Genomic DNA, 17,205 nt, shown 5'->3' on the forward strand with positions numbered 1-17,205 from the left:
TTGAGCTTGCAGGAGATAGTCAGGACTTGGGTCATGTTACAACTATACGTCGTCCGCATTTCTCCCGACCCTGACCCTACGGGTACAGGGCGGGGCTCCTGTGGTTTCTAGCTGATCCAGTTGCCACAGAGGCAGCAGCTATCTCGAACGTGCTTCCTCTGCAAGGATGGGAAATCCGGAGAGTCCTTGAGCCTACACTCCGGCAAAAGTGAAGAAAACAGGATCCCTGAGCCCGGTTGGTCGGATCGACCTCTAGATTGGGTGAGGTGTCGATAGTGCCCCAACCATGAGCAAGCCTAGCTTTGCGGTGATCGGCCTGGCGGTGATGGGGGAAAACCTGGCCCTCAACGTCGAGCGCAACGGCTTTCCGGTTGCCGTCTACAACCGCACCGGCTCCAAAACCGACCAGTTCATGCGGGAGCGAGCCCAAGGCAAACAGGTCACCCCTGCCTACAGCCTGCCGGAATTGGTGCAGATGATGGAGCGGCCCCGCAAAATCCTGATCATGGTCAAGGCGGGCCCGCCGGTAGACGCGGTGATCGACGAGCTGAAGCCGCTGCTGGAGCCGGGAGACATCCTCATCGATGGCGGCAACTCCCTCTACACCGATACGGATCGCCGCGCCGAGGCTCTGGAGTCCACCGGGATCCACTTTGTCGGCATGGGGGTGAGCGGCGGCGAAGAGGGCGCCCTCAACGGCCCCAGCCTCATGCCCGGCTGCAGCCCGGAAGCCTATCGCCAACTGGAGCCCATCCTGAGCAAAATTGCCGCTCAAGTGGCGGATGGCCCCTGCGTTACCTACCTGGGGCCCAAAGGGGGTGGGCACTACGTGAAGATGGTGCACAACGGCATCGAATATGGCGATATGCAACTGATCGCCGAGGTCTATGACTTGATGCGCCGGGGCTTGAAGCTGACGGCCTCGCAGATGCAGGAGATTTTTCAGGCCTGGAACGAGACGGAGCTGGAGTCGTTTTTGATTGAGATTACCGCCAAGATTTTGGGAACGCTGGATCCGGAGACGGGCAAGCCGCTGGTGGATCTGATTTTGGACAAGGCGGGGCAGAAGGGTACGGGCTTGTGGACGGTCAAGGATGCCCTGGATTTGGGGGTGCCGGTGCCCACCATCGAAGCGGCGGTGCAAGCTCGCATCCTCTCGTCGCTGAAAGAGGAGCGGGTGGCTGCCTCTGCTCAGTTGAAAGGGCCCGATGCAACTTTTGAAGGGGATCCCGACTGCTTCCTTGAAGATCTGCGTGCCGCCCTCTATTGTTCCAAGATCTGTTCCTATGCCCAGGGGATGGCGCTGCTCAGGCAAGCCACCGTTGCCCACGGCTATGTCTATACCTTCAGCGAGATCCCGCGGATTTGGAAAGGGGGCTGTATCATCCGCGCCCGCTTTCTGGGCGAGATCCAATCAGCCTACAAACGGGATCCAGAGCTGGTGAACCTACTTTTGGATGAGGAGTTCAAGCAGGCGATCCAGGAGCGACAGGGCTCCTGGCGGCGGGTGGTGGCCACGGCGGCAGCCCTGGGGATCCCGATCCCAGCCATCAGCGCCTCCTTGGCCTACTACGACAGCTACCGCACCGCCGACCTGCCCCAGAACCTCACCCAGGCCCAGCGGGACTTCTTCGGGGCCCACACCTTTGAGCGCATCGACAGGCCGGGGGTTTTCCACCACGCCTGGAATCCCTAGAAGTCTTGGGATCTCCCTCTGGCCTGGGATCTGTCAGCGTTGGTCCATGAGTTTGTGCAGGTGTTCTCCGATGACCTGGATGCTGCTGAGGATGCGCTCTTCCGGTTGGTAGCTGAAGGCGAGGCGCAGGGCGTAATCCCCTTGGCCACCGGCAAAGCAGTGGGTGCCCCCAGGGATCCCTCGCTGCGAAACATCTCCAAGCGGCGATTAACAGTGCCAATCCCAGCTACTGACCAGCAGTCTCGGACAAAGCCGCGGGTGGGACAACCGCCAGCTTGGGAAAAGGGGGAGTTGAGGTTTTGCTTCCCCCTCTATGCAGCAGCACGTAGAAGCAAGGGATCACCACCAAGGTCAGCAGCGTCGCCAAAGAAAGGCCGGAAAAAACCACAACCCCCAGCGGTTGCAGCAGCTCGGATCCCTCTCCCCAGCCCAACGCCAGGGGGAACAGGCCCAGCACCGTCGTCACTGTGGTCATCAGGATCGGGCGCAGCCGCTGCGGGGCAGCCTCTAGCATGGCGCTGCGATAATCCAAGCCCTGTTCCTCTCGAATTTGGTTGGCCAGCTCCACCATCAAGATGGCGTTGTTGACCACAATGCCCACCAGCAGCACCGCCCCCACCAGCACCGTAGCCCCCACTGCCGTGCGGGTGAGGAACAGGCCCAGGATGCCGCCGGAGAGGGCCAAAGGCACCGTCAGCATGATCACCAGCGGGTCGAGGAGGGAGTTATACTGCACCGCCATCACCACAAACACCAAAAAAGCTGCCAGGGATCCCAGCAGCAGCAGGTTGTTGCGCAGCTCCCGGTTGTTTTCCAAGGCCACGCTGGGCAGGCGGGTCACGCCGGCAGGCAGTTCCAGGCCCGACAGGATCTCATCCACCTCGGCGACAGCAGCGCTCTGGTTGGCTCCGGCCCTGAGGCTGCCGTTCAAAATGACCACCTGCCGTTGGTTGAGGCGGCGAATTTCCCCGGGGGCCTCCCCCATCTGCAACCTGGCCACATCCCCCAAGCGCAGCGGCTGGCCATTCTGCACAGCCAAGGGCAGGCGCTCCAGTTGCGAAGGCTGGGTGATGGGCGTGGCCAGGCGAACCCGCACATCCAGAAGGCGGCTGCCCTGCTGCAATTGGATGGGCACGGATCCCTGCACCGCCGTCTGCACCACCCGGCCTATGTCCTGAAGGCTGAGGCGCAGGGGAGCGGCCCGCTCCCAATCCGGCCAAATCTGGAGCTCCGGCTGGCTATCGTCGGCATCAGGGCGGAAGGTGGAGAGGGTAGCCTGCTCGTCCAAGGCCCGCAACACCCTGCGGCTAGCCTCTTGAAGCGCCTGAGTGGCCTCCCCTTGGAGCACCACGTCCACTTCGGCATTGACGGCAGAATTGCGGGCGGAAAGGCCGCGGACGCTGCCCGGAAACACGCGGATGCGGGATCCCACCAAGTTCAGTTGGCCTATCAACCCGTTCACCCGATCCACGAAACGTCCCACGTCGGTGCCGGGCTTGAGGGTGATGGTGCTGGTGCCCCGCAGGGGGTTCTCAACAGTGCTGCCCCCAAAGGCGGATCCACCTGCCGTGGTGAACGCATACTCCACCTCAGGTTGCTCTAGCAAAAGGCGATCCACCGCCTGCATGATGCGGTGGTTGGTCTCCAGAGTGGTGCCGGGGGCAAAGTTGGCAGACAGGTTCACCTGCCCGGTGGCGATGCGGGGCAGAAGCTCTTGGTTCAGTTGCCCGGCCATCCAATAGCTGCCCCCGCCCAGGAGGAGAAAAGCCAGCAGGATAGGCAGCGCCGGTCGCCGCAACAAGCGGCTCAGCAGCCGTCGATAGGCATAGGTGCCACCCAGGATCCCCCGCCCAAAGCTGCGGATCGGGCCCCAGTGGCGCAGCCCACTGCTGCGGCGGATCGTCAACAGGCGAGAGGTGAGCATCGGCACCACCGTCAGGCCCACCACCAGGGATCCGGCCACGGCAAAGCTGATGGTCAAAATCAGCTCGTTGAAAATCAGCGAAACAAAACCTCCCACCAGCAAGAAGGGCAACACCGACACCAGGTTGGTGGCCGTGGAGGCCACCAGGGCCGATTCCAACTGGCGGCTGCTGCGCTCCGCTTGCTCCAGCACCCGCTGCCCAAACCAACGGGCGTCCTGCCGTGGGATCCCTTCTGTTCCTTTGGCGATGTTTTCCAACATCACGATGGCGTTGTCCACCACGATCCCCACCCCCAGGGCCAGCCCTCCCAGGCTGATGATATTGATGGAAAGGCCGAACAGGCCCATCAGCAGCACTGCCGCCAGGGTGGCCAGGGGAATGGCGGTCACCACGATCAGGGTTTGGCGCAGGGATCCCAAAAACAGCAACACCGCCAGCCCGGCCAGCACCGCCCCGCTCAAGCCGGCAAGAGCCACACTTTGAATCGAGCTGCGGATGAAGCGGGACTCGTCGCTGGTGGGGATCAGGGTTACTTGCGGCGGAATGAGGCCGGCGGCCCGCAGTTGTTCCAGGCGGCGACGGATCCCGTCCACCACGCGGATGGTGTTGGCATCCGGCTGCTTTTGAATGCTCAGGCGCACAGCCGGCTCTCCATTCAAGGTCACCCGCACCCCCTCGGCAGCAGGGCGCACGGCCACCGTGGCAAAGTCTGTTAGGCGCACCGTCCCTCCACTGGGGGTGTTGAAGCGCAGCGCTTGAATATCTTCCGGGCTGCGGAACCGGCCTATTGTGCGCGTCAAAGGCTCCACTAGCTCGCCGCGGATCCGTCCCCCGGCAAGATCCTGGTTGCGGGCCTGCAGTTGGCCGAGCACATCCGTCAGGCCCAGCCCCAATGCCTGCAGCCGCTCCACATCCAGATCCACCTGCACCTCTTCGAGAGTGCCCCCGGCCACATCCACCGTGGCCACCCCCGGCACCACGCCCAACTCGCGGGCCAACTCTTCCTCGGCAAAGCGGCGCAGCTCCACATCCGTCAGCCCGGGCGCGTTCAGGGCAAACTCATAAACGGGCAACTGGGAAGGGTCAAACTTAAACACCGTGGGAGCCGAAACCCCATCCGGCAGCCGTCCTCTGGCTCGGTTCACCGCCGCCGTGGTGTCGTTGAGGGCTTGATCGATGTTGCCCCCCGGCGCAAAGAAGAGATCCACCCGGACTTGCCCTTCGCGGGTGGTGGAATAGATCTGTTCCACCCCTTCCACAGTGGAAAGCGAGTCTTCCAGAGGGCGGGTAATCTCCTCGACGGCCACCTCTGGGGTTACTCCCGCCAGCTCCACCCGCACGCCAATGCGGGGATAGACAATCGAGGGCAACAGATCCACCGGCAGGCGGGTGAGGAAATAGAAGCCCATGACGATCGCCGCCAAAGCCAGCATCAGGGTGCCAATGTGGCGGCGGATGGCCAGGCCGCTGAGGCTGAGTCCGCTCGGGGCTGGGGTCATGGGCGTAGCTCCTTTGATAAACGTTTAGAATCGTTCCGAGAGGACACTTAGCTGCACTTCCTGCCCATCTTGCAAAGGGGCAGCGCTGCGCACCACAAACGGCTCGCCAGCTTCCAATCCCGACACGATCTCCACCTGGCCATCCCGCTGTGCTCCCAGTTGCACCGGGCGGGCCAACACCCGCGCCGTTTCCCCCTGCCGCTCCACCACAAAGACCAGGGCTGCACCCGGCTCGTTCTGTTGAATTGCTGTGGCTGGCACGATCACCCGCTGCGCCTGCGGCCTGGTCAGCTCCACTCGGGCCAACAAGCCACTGCCGATGCGGCCGCCGGGGTTGGGGATCACCACTTCAACCGGGATCAGGCGGGCCTGGGGATCGGCAGCCGGGGAGATGCGGGCAATTTGTCCAGCGAAGCGTTGGCCAGGAAAGGCGTCCAATTCCACCTGAACGGCTTGGCCCACCTGCACCCGCGCCAGCTCCAATTCAGAAAGGGGAAACTCCACCCTCACCTGGCTGAAATCGGCCACCGTCAGCACGTCTGCCCCCGCGTTCAAAAAAGCGCCCGGATCCGCCTGCCGGGAGAGCACCACCCCCGTCAGGGGCGAGCGCAGTTGGGTGTAGGAAAGGCGCTCCTGGGCCTGGGCCACCAGGGATCCCTGGGCGTCCACCTGGCGCTGGGCAGCGATCACCGCTTGCTCTTGGACACGTACCTGTTCCTCTGCCGAGCGCAAGGCCTGAGCAGCCGTGCGGGCGGCGGTGCGGGCTTGTTCCGCCTGTTGGGCGGAAACAGCTCCCTTTTGCGCCAGTTGTCCTAGGCGTTCGGCATCGGCCTCCAGTTGCAAAAGGTTCAGGCGGGCCTGCTCCACTTGGGTGCGGGCATTGCTCAGTTGCGCCTGCGCCTGGGCCACCTGAGATTCCTGCGCCGCCAGTTGCGATTGGGCCTGCAGCAGAGCCGCCTGCAGCAGGGTGGGATCCAACTGACCCAGCAGTTGCCCCGCTTGCACCGGATCCCCGACATCCACCGCTAGCTGTAGCAACAGCCCCTCGATCCGGGTGCGCAGCGTCACCTGCCGCAGGGGCTGGGTGGTGCCGGTGTAGCGCAAGTCGGCCCCCAGGGATCCCACCTGGGCTGTGGCCACATCCACCGAGACAGGGCGCGGCGCCCTACCTTGGCCGCCGCCTTCCACCGGACGCTGGGCCCAAACCATCTGGGTATAGGCGACAGAGCCGGGAACGCCCACAAGCAACGCCAGAGCGAAGGCAAAAGCTAGAGGGAGTTGCCTTGCCGAGCCGGAGCTCTGTCCTGCCGGCAGGATGAGTAGCCCAGCTCCCCTTTTGCTGCAGCGCATCAGCCACCTACCACTCGCTTGCCCGCTGTAACTGCCCTCGAAGAGAACAAGCCCGCCTCACAACCCAAAAACGACGGCCCATCCGGCTAGACTGCCCACCTGGGGAAAGGGTTCAAACCCGGATGGTCGGCCTTGTGATCTTTTCAGGGGCCTTGCCCTAGCAAGCCTTCACATTTCTACACGACAAAAGGGATCCCTGCCAACCCGCCCTATTCCAAGCAAGTTCTGGGCGAGATGAAGGCACCTACAAAAAGGATGAGACCCATACCGCTACGCCATCCATCTCCAAAGCGGTTTCGGGCCCAGCTAGCTAGCTGAGCTTTTGAATGGGCGCGATGCGGGGATCCAAGATTTTCTGCTGGCCGATGGCGGGAAACCTCACCGCCAGGGTGATCCGTTCGCCGCTGCCGAACACGTGGGTAATTTGCCCCTGTCCGAATTGGGGATGTTGCAGGCGATCCCCAACTGCCCACTGGGAGGAACGGCTTTGGCGGCGAGCAGCCTTTGCTTTGGGCGTGGCCGCAGCCGCGTTGTCGGCGGAGAACGAAAGCCCCCTGCCTCTCTCCCATTGGATTAGCTCTTGGGGCAGCTCGCTTAAAAATAGAGAGGGAATAGCTGGTTCCCGGTTGCCGTAGAGCCGCCGCTCGCTGGCGTGGCAGAGAAACAATTGCTCGCGGGCGCGGGTGATGCCCACGTAGCAGAGGCGCCGTTCCTCTTCCAAAGCAGCGGGATCCTCCAGGGCGCGAAAATTGGGAAATAGGCCCTGTTCCAACCCCACCAAAAACACCACCGGGAACTCCAGCCCTTTGGAAGCGTGCAACGTCATTAACGAAACTTTCTCAGCTCCCTCCTGAAGGTTGTCCAAATCGGAAGCCAAAGACACATTGCTCAAGAAAGCCTCAAGGCTGGGATCCTCCTGTTCTTCTTCAAATTGGCGGGCCGCGTTGTAGAGTTCCATCACGTTGGCGATCCTTTCCTCGGCCTCTTCTGTGCCCTGGGCCTTGAGATCTTCCAGATAGCCGCAATCCCGCAGCAGCCCCTCTAGGAGGGCGGCAGCCGAAACCTGGGCCATCTGTCTGTGCCAATGCTGGATAAGCTCGGCAAACTGAAGAACCGGCTTGGCCGAACGCCCCACCAGGTTGGTGACAGAAGCCTCGTCGCTGAGGATAGTCCACAGGGGTACATTTAAGGCAGCCGCCGCTTCGGTTAGCTTGTCCAGAGTCGATTTGCCGATACCCCGCCGCGGCACATTGATAATGCGCAACAGGCTAAAAGAATCGGCAGGGTTGAGCACAACCCGCAAATAGGCCAGCACATCCTTAATCTCTTTGCGATCGTAAAATCGCAGCCCGCCCACCACCGTGTAAGGGATCCCCCAGCGCAGCAAAACCTCTTCAAAGGGGCGAGATTGGGCGTTGGTGCGGTAGAGGATGGCAAAATCTCCCCAGGAAGAGTTGGGATTTTGGCCGTGTAATCGTCGGATGGTGTTGACCACAAACTCAGCCTCGGCCATCTCATCTTCGGCCTGATGGCAGATGATAAAACTGCCCTGGTGGCGCGTTGGCCGGAGAACCTTGTCGATGCGCTCGGTGTTTTTCTCGATGAGGGCATTGGCCGCCTGCAAAATAGTAGCTGTAGAGCGATAGTTTTCTTCCAATTTGATCAGGGTGCGGGTATCGTCGTCCGGCAGGCCATCGCCAAAGGTCTCTTGAAACTCCAGCAAAATGGTGAAATCAGCCCCCCGAAAGCGATAGATGCTTTGATCCGCATCGCCCACCACAAAGAGGGAGCGATTGGTCCAGTCCCACTCGGAGCGGCGGGTCTCGCCGTTGGTTGCCAGCAGCCGGATCAGCTCGTACTGGGTGCGGTTGGTATCTTGGTATTCGTCCACCAAGATGTGCCGAAAGTGCTGGTGCCAGTAGGCCAAGACCTGCTCATTTTGACGAAAAAGCTGCACCGGGATCCAAATTAAGTTGTCGAAATCGAGGGCATTGTTGGCCGCCAGTTGATCTTCGTAGAGCTCGTAAACCTGAGCGAGGATGCGGCCTCGGAAGTTGGGCTGGTGGCGCTCTAAATCGCGAGGAGTCCAACCCTGGTTTTTGGCATTGCTAATGGCGTAGCGCACCGATCTTGGATCGAACTTGCGCTCATCTAAGTTGAGTTGCTTAGTTACAATCTCTTTAACCAGGGATTGGGCGTCCGATTCATCGAAAATCGAGAAGTTACGAGTCCACTTGCGTCCCTTGGGATCCTGGTATTTTTCAATCTCCAGGCGCAGGATCTGGGCAAATAGGCTGTGGAACGTACCAATCCAAAGGGGTTTAATCCAGCGGCGGTAAACCGCCGATTTCAGCCGCGTCGCCTGGGCCGGCTCCAGTTGCTCCAAGGGGATCCCAAACTGCTCCTGGGCCTCCTGCTGGGCAAAGAGCTGCTCGATGCGCTCTTTCATTTCGCGGGCGGCCTTGTTGGTGAAGGTCACGGCCAAAATCTCCCCCGGATCCACCCGATAGTGGCGGATGAGGTGGGCGATGCGATAGGCGAGGGTGCGCGTCTTGCCGGAACCTGCCCCCGCCACCACCAGCAAAGGGCCACAAAAATGTTGCACCGCTTGCCGTTGAGCAGGGTTGAGGGCATCCAACAAGGAGCCAGAAGTCATATCTGCCGCCAACGAGAAACTGCTTTCCATTATGGGCGCAGGCTGGCTGGCAACCCAACAGGCTTGGGAAGCCCAAAAGGTACTCTAGAGCGCCAAAGCTAAAGATGAAGATTGGTTAAGATTTGGCCAGCTCACCCCAGAACTTGCTGCTATGAAACGAGTTTTGCTTAGTTGCGGGGCCCCACCTAATTGCTGCCCGCTTGGCTTTCCAAAAAGACTGGTCGCTTTGGGGGTTGCTACCTTTGCTCTCCTCTCCGCGGGCCCGTTGGCTCCAGCTCAAGCCGGCAACTGCCCCAGCAGCGGCAACCCCCAAGCCTCTCTTGACCTCAAGCTGGAAAGCGTTTCCGGGGATCGGCTCGACTTAAGTCAGTACGACGGCATTCAGGCCGTGATCTTGACCAACAGCCAAACCCGCTCCCAAGCGGAAGCTCTTTCCAAAAGCTTGGCCCTGGAGTTTGGGCAAAACCCTCGGCTGCGCCAGATCGTGTTGGTCGATGGCAGAGGGCTGTTGCTGGTGCGAAACCTGGTTTTACAGGCCATCCGCGAGAGCGCGCCCACGGATCCGCGCTTGGTTTCTCCGTTTGTCTATGTCTCCGTCGATTTCGAGGGAGCAACCATCCAGAGGCTGCAGGAGGTGGCTGCCGAGGTGCTGCCGGGGATCGATTTTCGCCGCCAGGCCGCCTTGCTGCTTTTGGACAACCAAGGCACCCTCCTGGGCGGGTTCGCCAACCTGGACCAGTCCAACCTCAGCATTCGTCAGTGCATTCGCACGCGCACTTGATTGCCCTGGATCCCGCTTTTCCGTTGCTTCCTCCCCAACCGCTAAACTGGTTCTAGCGAAGTCATGTGCAAACTTGAGAGCAAACCTGTCAGACGGCTTGGTGCCGGGATCCCATGCGTCGCCAGCTCAAGACCTTAAACCAAATCCTCGACTACAAGCTGGCCGATTTGCGGCTGTTTGGCCGCGCGGAGCTGAAGGGTCAGGTGCTGAATGTGTTGCTGGAACGGCTGCCCGGCGATGTGGTGGATACCCTGCAGGTGATGGAGGTGGTGCGCAACGCCGTGGAAGCCTCGCTGCTGCAGGGGTTGCGAAAAGTCAACGTTTACCTCTGGTGCCGCGGGCAAATGGATGAGGCACCGGAGTGGAGCGAAAGCTTCGCCGTAGAGCCATTGGTCTTGGCCCATCCCAAGGAGCCCCGCAGTCTTGCTTCCAGCTACCGACAAGACTATCCCGGCAGGCGCGTGCTGTTTTTCTGCCTAGGCCTTTGCCTGGCCGGCTTCTACCTGGTGGGGGGCTGGGAGCGGACGGGTTGGATCGACTGGATCCCGGTGGGGCTGGCCTTCGCCTTGGGGGTGTTCTTCCCCTGGCTCAAACGCTCCCTCAACCAATGGGTGCACCCCCTGTTTCTCCGCTTTGGTCTGGGGCTGGGGTTGGTCTTGCTGGGCCTGGCGGTGGCGCTGATCTGGCGGCAGGGCTGGAGCCTTGCCCGCGGGATCCTCGCCCTGCTGGCCTTTCTCTTGCTGGGCTTGGGAGCCTGAGATCTCTCACTCGGCCGTGGTGCCGCTGAAAACAGGCAGGGCCGGCCCGGTCATCCATACGTGTTGGGTATCGGGATCCCAGCGAATCTCCAGATTGCCTCCCGGCAGCTCTACCGTGGCTTGGGGCTCGGCCCGCTCTTCCAAAACGGCGGCCACCAGGGCGGCACAGGCGCCTGTCCCACAGGCCAGCGTCGCCCCTGCCCCCCGCTCCCAAACCCGCAGCCGCAGGCGGTTGGGGCCGAGCACCTGCACAAATTCGGTGTTGGTGCGCTCGGGAAAGGCTGGGTGATGCTCAAACAGGGGGCCTACCCTTTCCAAGTCCAGCTCCTCCAGGGATCCCTCTTCTTCCAAGAAGACCACACAATGGGGGTTGCCCATGCTCACCGCCGTCACCGGCCACTCCCGCCCGGCCACCGGGAGCGGTTGCCGAATCACCTTGGCATCCGGTTTGGCCAAAGTGGTGGGGACTTGCCCGGCCAAGAGGCGAGGGATCCCCATGTCCACCGTCACCAGGCCATTTGGCTGCACCCGCGGCACGATCCGCCCCGCCAAGGTGTGGATCGGGTAGGCACCGTCTCGGCCAGGGATCCCCAGATCCTGCAAAAAGCGGGCCAAGCAGCGGATCCCGTTGCCGCACATCTCCGGCTCCGAGCCGTCGCTGTTGAACAGGCGCATGCTGAAGTCGGCCCCCTCCTGCCCCGGCAGCAGAAAGATAACCCCATCTGCCCCCACGCCAAAGCGGCGGTTGCAGAGGGCAACGGCTTCCTCAGGCGTCAGGCAGGGCTGCGGCTGGTGGCGGTTGTCCACCAAGATAAAGTCGTTCCCCAGCCCCTGGTATTTGTGGAAAGAGAGACGGGAGGGCAAACGAACAGGCATGCAGCGGAACCGCAAAACAACCGGCTTCAATCCTCGTGCATCTCGTAGGGATCCTGCAAGTCCTTAGAAGGGGGGCCAAAGGCCGTGTAGATGGCAAACGCGGTGATGCAGATGGTAACTGCCGCGATCGCCACAATCAGGGAAAAGGTGGGCTCCATATCTTCGATCCTGAGGGTATTCGACTATAGTATTACACAAGTTTACAATTCATTGCCTGAGACAAAAGGGTTCGGCCAGATTCTGATAGCCTGATTTTAGGGGGCGGCTGTCTTGACGGTGCTGAGCAGCAGCGCTCCGCCGCCCTGATCACTCCCAACTTGATAAATCCATCCTGTCCTGTCTTTGACCTATCGCGAGAACCTATGGCCATTCGTACCAAACTGGGCGATCTGCTGCGTCCCCTCAACTCGGAATACGGCAAAGTGGCCCCTGGCTGGGGCACCACGCCCCTGATGGCGGTCTTCATGGCTCTGTTCGCCGTCTTTTTGTTGATCATTCTGCAGATCTACAACAAGTCGCTGCTCTTGGAAGACATCAACGTCTCTTGGGAGAGCCTCAGCTTCTGAGCACCTTTGGCTACCGTTGGCGCTGTTTCTGAAAAAATGCCGGTATCGAGAGGTTTTTGTGTCCCAGCCGGCACCAGTTTTCAGCAGACGGATCCCCAGCTTCTCCTCCTGAGTGCTGCTTCTATCTACAGGCTCCCCTGCCTTTGATGGGGAGCCCCGGGCTATCGACAACGAGGACGGACAGCTTCTAACAGACTCCTGGCCGCTGGGCAGGTGTTTCGATTTGGGTAGACTGGGAAGACCCAGGTATCCCCTGCCTGTAACCAAAAGCCAGGAGATGCTTCATGAGTCCCTTTGTCAATCCTCCTCAAGCATTGACTGCCGGCGAGTTTTTATCTCACTTGGAGGAGATAACAGGAGCCTACAAAGTCAGGACATCGATTATCACTTTTTACAGCAGAATTTGGAGTCAAGCATTCGATCTCAAGTTTTCTAAGGGTCAGTGGATTTTCGGATACAGCCCTTACTGGAGAGCGCTTTTGGAAGCTAAGCTCCAAAACGGCGACTACTATCCCATATCTTGCGTTGTCAGAACCTTCGCCGACGAAAAACACAAGCGCAAGGCCCCAAATGGCAAAACTGTCCTGATCCCAACCAAAGAGCTAAGGATGTTCCTTCTGCCGGCTCCAGGGCAGGTTATTAGGCTAACTCCAGAGGAGTGCTTTGCCTGCCAAAATACAGATGCCCAAACAGGAGAGCCACTCCCCATTGAGCAAGATGTCAAGTTCTTGTAGTAGCGGCAGTGGGAGTTAGGAAACTCTGCTGGGGCTAATCCCACAGGACTAGGGCCATGTAGCTTAACCCCAATCAAGAGCTTGGCTCCAAGCGCAACAGGGATCCGTTGGGGGCATCGGTCAACAAGTAGAGCAAGCCATCCGGCCCCTGGCGCACATCCCGGATGCGACCCACCGCCCCTTGCAGCAGGCGCTCTTCTGCCACAACGCGATCCCCATCTAGTACCAAACGCGCCAAATGCTGTCCCGCCAAAGCCCCCACGAATAAGTTGCCCCGCCATTCAGGGAAGGCATCTCCTGTATAAAAGGCCATGCCGGAAGGGGCAATGGAGGGCGTCCAGTGCAGCAGCGGCGAAGCCAATCCAGGAGCTGCCGCCAGTCCTTGGCCGACCGGTTCGCCGCTGTACTCCCGACCATGGGTAATCAGGGGCCAGCCGTAGTTGACGCCGGGGGCCAAGATGTTGATCTCGTCCCCCCCTTGCGGCCCATGTTCGTGCGTCCAAATGGCTCCTGTCTCGGGGTGGCGGGCCATTCCCTGAATGTTGCGGTGGCCATAGGTAAAAATTTCCGGCAAAGCCCCCGCTTGATTCACAAAAGGATTGTCCGCCGGGATCCCGCCTGTATCCATAAGGCGCAACACCTTGCCGGCGGCATCCCCCAGATCCTGGGCCCGATCCCGCTCGCCGCGGTCGCCGGTGCTGATGTAGAGAAACCCTTCTTCGTCAAAGGCCAGGCGGGAGCCGAAGTGCTGTTGGGCAGGCGTCTTGCGCTCCATGTCAAAAATCACTTCCAGATCCTGGAGTCCTCTTTCTCCCAGGCGGGCCCGCGCCACTCGCGTCCCCCCGCCGCCTGGCCCAGGAGCTGCATGGGACAAGTAGATCCAGCCGTTCTCTGCGTAGTTGGGGTGCAAGGCAATATCCAGCAGCCCTCCCTGGCCGCGGGCAAACACCTCTGGCACCCCAGCGATGGGCTGGGGATCCAACCCCTGCTCGGTAACTCGGCGCAGCCGGCCCGGACGTTCGGTCACCAGGATGGTTCCGTCTGGCAGAAAGGCCATCCCCCAAGGATGCTCCAACCCGCTTGCCAACGTCACGACCTGGAAGCGCTGCTCTGTCCTGGCTCTGGGCAGAGCTTGGGCGTGATCCCCCTGTTGCAGAGACATGACCGTTTCCGGTCTGACCGGGTAGGCCCCAACAGGGGCGGACAACCCCCCCAAAAGCAACAGCGAGGAGAGAAGTTTTATCGCCGGGATCCTCAGAGCCATTGCCACCTCGTTTTCGCGATGGATTTTGAGGTTTGAGCTAGCCAATCATTGCTGCTGCTCTTCTAAAAAGATGTACCGATGGGAGCAGAGTTGGCTGCGCACAAGAGTGGGGAGCTGCCTGCTCCCTTGCGGCCTTGGGTTAGCCTTGAGGGCAGCATCTGCCCCCAAACCATGCTGGAAGCTAGCGAGATCTTCGGCCAGCCCCAGAGGCAAACCTGTGGATCCCTGCAGGAACTTCAGGCCCATCCCAGGGGGATCCGTCTCCTCTGTACTCAGGGCTGCTGGTCTGTGCAGGTGCTCACCCCTCGTCTGCTGCGGCTGCGCTTTAGCCCCAGCGGCGAGTTTTTGCCCCGTCGTTCTTGGGATGTGGCTCTGGCGGATGCAGAGTGGCCGCCGGCTCCTTTTGAGCTGCAGGAAAGCCCCACCCAAGTTCACCTCAGCACTTCTCTGGTGCAACTGCAGATCGACCGGGATCCCCTCTGCTTCAGCTTTCGCGATCCCCAGGGCCAGGTCTTTTGTGCCGATATCTCTGGGGGCCTCAGTTGGGGATCCGAGAGCATCCGCCTGGTTAAATCCCTCCACCCCGCCGAGCACATCTACGGCCTGGGAGAACGGGCTGGGCTGCTCAACAAGCGGGGCTGGCGCTACAGCCACTGGACCCGCGACTGCTGGGGCTACGACGCCCACAGTGACAACCTCTATCTGGCCATTCCCTTTGCCTTGCTCCTCCGCCCTGGCCTCTGCTACGGCCTCTTCCTGCACTGCACCCACTGGAGCCAGTTTGACCTAGGCCAGGCGGAGCCTGAACAGTGGGCCATCGAAGTGCGCGCCCCCGAGCTGGACTACTACCTCATCTACGGCCCTACCCCCGCCTTGGTGCTCCAGACCTACACCCAACTCACCGGGCGAACCCCCCTGCCTCCGCTCTGGGCCCTCGGCTACCAGCAGTGCCGCTGGAGCTACGCCAGCGCTGCTCAAGTACAGAACATTGCCGAGCAATTTCGCCAGCGCCAGATCCCCTGCGACGTCATCTACCTGGATATCGACTACATGCGCGGCTACCGCGTTTTCACCTGGGATCCCCGCCGCTTCCCCGATCCCGCCCGCCTCACGGCCCGGCTGCATGAAGCCGGCTTTCGAGTGGTGGCCATTGGGGATCCCGGCGTCAAGTTCGATCCCGAAGCCGACTACGCCGTTTTTGACGAGGGCCTGGCCCAAGACTTCTTCATTCGCCGCGCCGACGGCCACCTCTTCCACGGCTATGTTTGGCCGGGCAAAGTTCTCTTCCCCGATTTCTCGCGCCCCGCAGTGCGGCAGTGGTGGGGATCCTGGCAGCGGGTTCTCACTCAAGCCGGTGTGGATGGCATCTGGAACGACATGAATGAGCCGGCCCTCAACGACCGCCCCTTTGGAGATGGGGGCCAAATTGTGGACATCCCCCCCGACGCCCCCCAAGGATCCCCCGAAGAGCGCACCACCCACGCCGAGGTGCACAACCTCTATGGCCTCCTGATGGCCCGCGCCTCCCGCGAGGGTCTAGAACAGCTCTGCCCCAACCAGCGCCCCTTTGTCCTCACCCGCTCCGGCTTTGCCGGGATCCAGCGCTGGGCTGCCGTCTGGACAGGAGACAACCAATCCTCCTGGGAACATCTGGAGATGTCCCTACCCATGCTCCTCAACCTGGGCCTGTCGGGAGTTAGCTTTGTCGGCGCCGACATCGGCGGCTTCGGGGGCAACGCTACTCCTGAACTGTTTGCCCGCTGGATGCAAATGGGGCTCCTCTATCCCCTCATGCGCGGCCACAGTGCTCAGGGAACTCGCCCCCACGAACCCTGGAGCTTTGGCCCTGAGGTGGAAGCCATTGCTCGACAGGCCATCCAGCTGCGTTATCAACTGTTGCCCTACCTCTACAGCCTCTTCTGGGAGTCCAGCCAAACCGGCTCCCCCATCCTGCGCCCCCTGTTCTACGAATTCCCTGACGATCCCCAGACCTACGAGATCTCCGATCAAGCCATGCTGGGATCCGCCCTCCTAGCTGCCCCCGTCGTCCGTCCGGGGATCCGCTGCCGCGCTGTCTATCTCCCGGCGGGCACCTGGTTTGACTGGTGGACAGGCCAGGCCCACAGCGGCCCTGGCTATGTGCTGGCCCCCGCCCCCCTTGACCAACTGCCTCTCCTTGTGCGCAGCGGCTCTATCCTGCCCTTAGCTCCTCCCTGCCAGTCCACCACCGACCTGCGCCGTGACCAACTGCGCCTTAAACTCTACCCCGGTGACGGCAGCTTCACCCTCTACGAAGACGACGGCCAAACCCTCGCCTACTCAAGCGGCCAGTGGGCCACCACCACCTTCCGCCTGCACCAGCAGGCCAACCAGCTCCTCCTAGAGATCGAGCCCCGCCACGGTGGCTGGATCCCACCCAAACGCACCTGGATCCTTGAGCCCCTTGGCCAGGCCCCCCTCCTCTTGCCCGACAGCGGCCAGGCCCAGCAGATCTGTCTGTCCAGCCCAGAAAGAGCCCGCCCCTAGTCAACTGCCCTCACCGCCTCCAGCAGCTCGCGGTTGTCCCGCTTGAAGATGGGCAGCCACTCCACATGCTGGTAGCGCAGGATCCCTTGGCTATCCACCACAAAATAGGCCCGCCGTATCCCCAGCAGACTATCCACCCCGTATTGCTGGCTCACCCTCCTGTCCACATCGCTCAGCAAAGGAAACTCCAGCTTGAGCTGCTCGGCAAAGGCTTCGTGCTTGGAGACAGGATCACTGCTAATCCCCAAGATCTCGCACCCTGCTGCCCGAAAAGCTCCCCAATCCTCCCGAAAACAGCGCATCTCGCTCGTACACACCGGCGAGAAGTCCGCCGGGTAAAAAGCCAGCAACACCTTGCTCTTGCCCCGATAGGCCCCCAGCGAAATCTGGGCCCCCTTTGGGATCCCTTTCCCCACTGCAGGCAGGCTGAAGTCAGGAGCTGCGGTCCCAATCACAATACCCATAGAGCCATCCGACCTCAAGATCCCCTCACCAGTCTAACGGCGAATCCGGATCCCTTCTCCGCCGAAAAAACTTTGAGTTATCTCTTGACGGGATGAGTTTATGGGGGTTA

13 protein-coding genes are annotated in these 17,205 nt (G+C 61.2%); 6 read left to right on the forward strand and 7 right to left on the reverse strand.

Going from position 1 to position 17,205, the window contains the following annotated elements; translation table 11 throughout:
• Nucleotides 1-286: 286 nt before the first annotated feature.
• Entirely contained in the window at nt 287-1,696 is a 1,410-nt protein-coding gene (gene gndA, locus NW844_RS08250; RefSeq protein WP_414334911.1) for an NADP-dependent phosphogluconate dehydrogenase, read from the forward strand.
• Nucleotides 1,697-1,922: 226 nt separating this feature from the next.
• On the opposite strand, the gene NW844_RS08255 is transcribed toward gndA, so the two are convergent.
• From NW844_RS08255 to pcrA, 3 genes are all read right to left on the reverse strand, one after another.
• Nucleotides 1,923-5,120 carry an efflux RND transporter permease subunit gene (locus NW844_RS08255; protein ID WP_414334912.1) on the reverse strand — a complete coding sequence of 1,066 codons (3,198 nt, stop codon included), beginning with the start codon at nt 5,118-5,120 and terminating at the stop codon, nt 1,923-1,925.
• Nucleotides 5,121-5,144: 24 nt separating this feature from the next.
• A complete protein-coding gene (locus NW844_RS08260; RefSeq protein ID WP_414334913.1) occupies nt 5,145-6,362 on the reverse strand; it encodes an efflux RND transporter periplasmic adaptor subunit in 1,218 nt (405 codons plus the stop codon).
• 418 nt (nt 6,363-6,780) lie between these two features.
• Nucleotides 6,781-9,126, reverse strand: coding sequence for a DNA helicase PcrA (gene pcrA / locus NW844_RS08265; RefSeq protein WP_414334914.1), 2,346 nt, complete (start codon nt 9,124-9,126; stop codon nt 6,781-6,783).
• 265 nt (nt 9,127-9,391) lie between these two features.
• Between pcrA and NW844_RS08270 the strand changes: the two genes are divergently transcribed.
• Entirely contained in the window at nt 9,392-9,907 is a 516-nt protein-coding gene (locus tag NW844_RS08270) for a hypothetical protein (protein ID WP_414334915.1), read from the forward strand.
• A gap of 113 nt (nt 9,908-10,020) precedes the next feature.
• Nucleotides 10,021-10,665 carry a hypothetical protein gene (locus tag NW844_RS08275; RefSeq protein WP_414334916.1) on the forward strand — a complete coding sequence of 215 codons (645 nt, stop codon included), beginning with the start codon at nt 10,021-10,023 and terminating at the stop codon, nt 10,663-10,665.
• A 6-nt stretch (nt 10,666-10,671) separates the two neighbouring features.
• Here NW844_RS08275 and dapF read toward each other — a convergent pair whose 3' ends face one another.
• Together dapF and psbN are read right to left on the reverse strand one after the other, a co-directional pair.
• Nucleotides 10,672-11,541 carry a diaminopimelate epimerase gene (gene dapF / locus NW844_RS08280; RefSeq protein WP_414334917.1) on the reverse strand — a complete coding sequence of 290 codons (870 nt, stop codon included), beginning with the start codon at nt 11,539-11,541 and terminating at the stop codon, nt 10,672-10,674.
• Nucleotides 11,542-11,567: 26 nt separating this feature from the next.
• Entirely contained in the window at nt 11,568-11,699 is a 132-nt protein-coding gene (gene psbN, locus NW844_RS08285) for a photosystem II reaction center protein PsbN (RefSeq protein ID WP_011432995.1), read from the reverse strand.
• 204 nt (nt 11,700-11,903) lie between these two features.
• Here psbN and psbH point away from each other — a divergent pair, with 204 nt between their 5' ends.
• Complete coding sequence (gene psbH / locus NW844_RS08290; RefSeq protein WP_414331336.1) at nt 11,904-12,107, forward strand: photosystem II reaction center phosphoprotein PsbH; 204 nt, start codon at nt 11,904-11,906, stop codon at nt 12,105-12,107.
• Between the two features lie 284 nt (nt 12,108-12,391).
• Nucleotides 12,392-12,841, forward strand: coding sequence for a hypothetical protein (locus NW844_RS08295; RefSeq protein ID WP_414334918.1), 450 nt, complete (start codon nt 12,392-12,394; stop codon nt 12,839-12,841).
• Between the two features lie 73 nt (nt 12,842-12,914).
• On the opposite strand, the gene NW844_RS08300 is transcribed toward NW844_RS08295, so the two are convergent.
• The gene (locus tag NW844_RS08300; protein WP_414334919.1) at nt 12,915-14,003 is read right to left on the reverse strand and encodes a PQQ-dependent sugar dehydrogenase; all 1,089 of its coding nucleotides are present in this window, start codon (nt 14,001-14,003) and stop codon (nt 12,915-12,917) included.
• 192 nt (nt 14,004-14,195) lie between these two features.
• Between NW844_RS08300 and NW844_RS08305 the strand changes: the two genes are divergently transcribed.
• A complete protein-coding gene (locus tag NW844_RS08305; RefSeq protein ID WP_414334920.1) occupies nt 14,196-16,631 on the forward strand; it encodes a glycoside hydrolase family 31 protein in 2,436 nt (811 codons plus the stop codon).
• Here the strand turns inward: NW844_RS08305 and NW844_RS08310 are convergent.
• A complete protein-coding gene (locus tag NW844_RS08310; RefSeq protein WP_414334921.1) occupies nt 16,628-17,095 on the reverse strand; it encodes a peroxiredoxin family protein in 468 nt (155 codons plus the stop codon). The two genes, NW844_RS08305 and NW844_RS08310, sit on opposite strands and share 4 nt — an antisense overlap.
• Between the last annotated feature and the right edge of the window lie 110 nt (nt 17,096-17,205).

This window comes from Synechococcus sp. H55.2, assembly GCF_047462495.1.
GTDB lineage: Bacteria > Cyanobacteriota > Cyanobacteriia > Thermostichales > Thermostichaceae > Thermostichus.

Bases quoted from the DNA above. Each gene is read 5' to 3' on its own strand.
- NW844_RS08275 (WP_414334916.1), top strand. From the start codon at position 10,021: ATGCGTCGCCAGCTCAAGACCTTAAACCAAATCCTCGACTACAAGCTG.
- NW844_RS08310 (WP_414334921.1), bottom strand. From the start codon at position 17,095: ATGGGTATTGTGATTGGGACCGCAGCTCCTGACTTCAGCCTGCCTGCA.
- NW844_RS08255 (WP_414334912.1), bottom strand. From the start codon at position 5,120: ATGACCCCAGCCCCGAGCGGACTCAGCCTCAGCGGCCTGGCCATCCGC.
- NW844_RS08295 (WP_414334918.1), top strand. From the start codon at position 12,392: ATGAGTCCCTTTGTCAATCCTCCTCAAGCATTGACTGCCGGCGAGTTT.
- pcrA (WP_414334914.1), bottom strand. From the start codon at position 9,126: ATGACTTCTGGCTCCTTGTTGGATGCCCTCAACCCTGCTCAACGGCAA.
- dapF (WP_414334917.1), bottom strand. From the start codon at position 11,541: ATGCCTGTTCGTTTGCCCTCCCGTCTCTCTTTCCACAAATACCAGGGG.
- psbH (WP_414331336.1), top strand. From the start codon at position 11,904: ATGGCCATTCGTACCAAACTGGGCGATCTGCTGCGTCCCCTCAACTCG.
- psbN (WP_011432995.1), bottom strand. From the start codon at position 11,699: ATGGAGCCCACCTTTTCCCTGATTGTGGCGATCGCGGCAGTTACCATC.
- NW844_RS08300 (WP_414334919.1), bottom strand. From the start codon at position 14,003: ATGTCTCTGCAACAGGGGGATCACGCCCAAGCTCTGCCCAGAGCCAGG.
- gndA (WP_414334911.1), top strand. From the start codon at position 287: ATGAGCAAGCCTAGCTTTGCGGTGATCGGCCTGGCGGTGATGGGGGAA.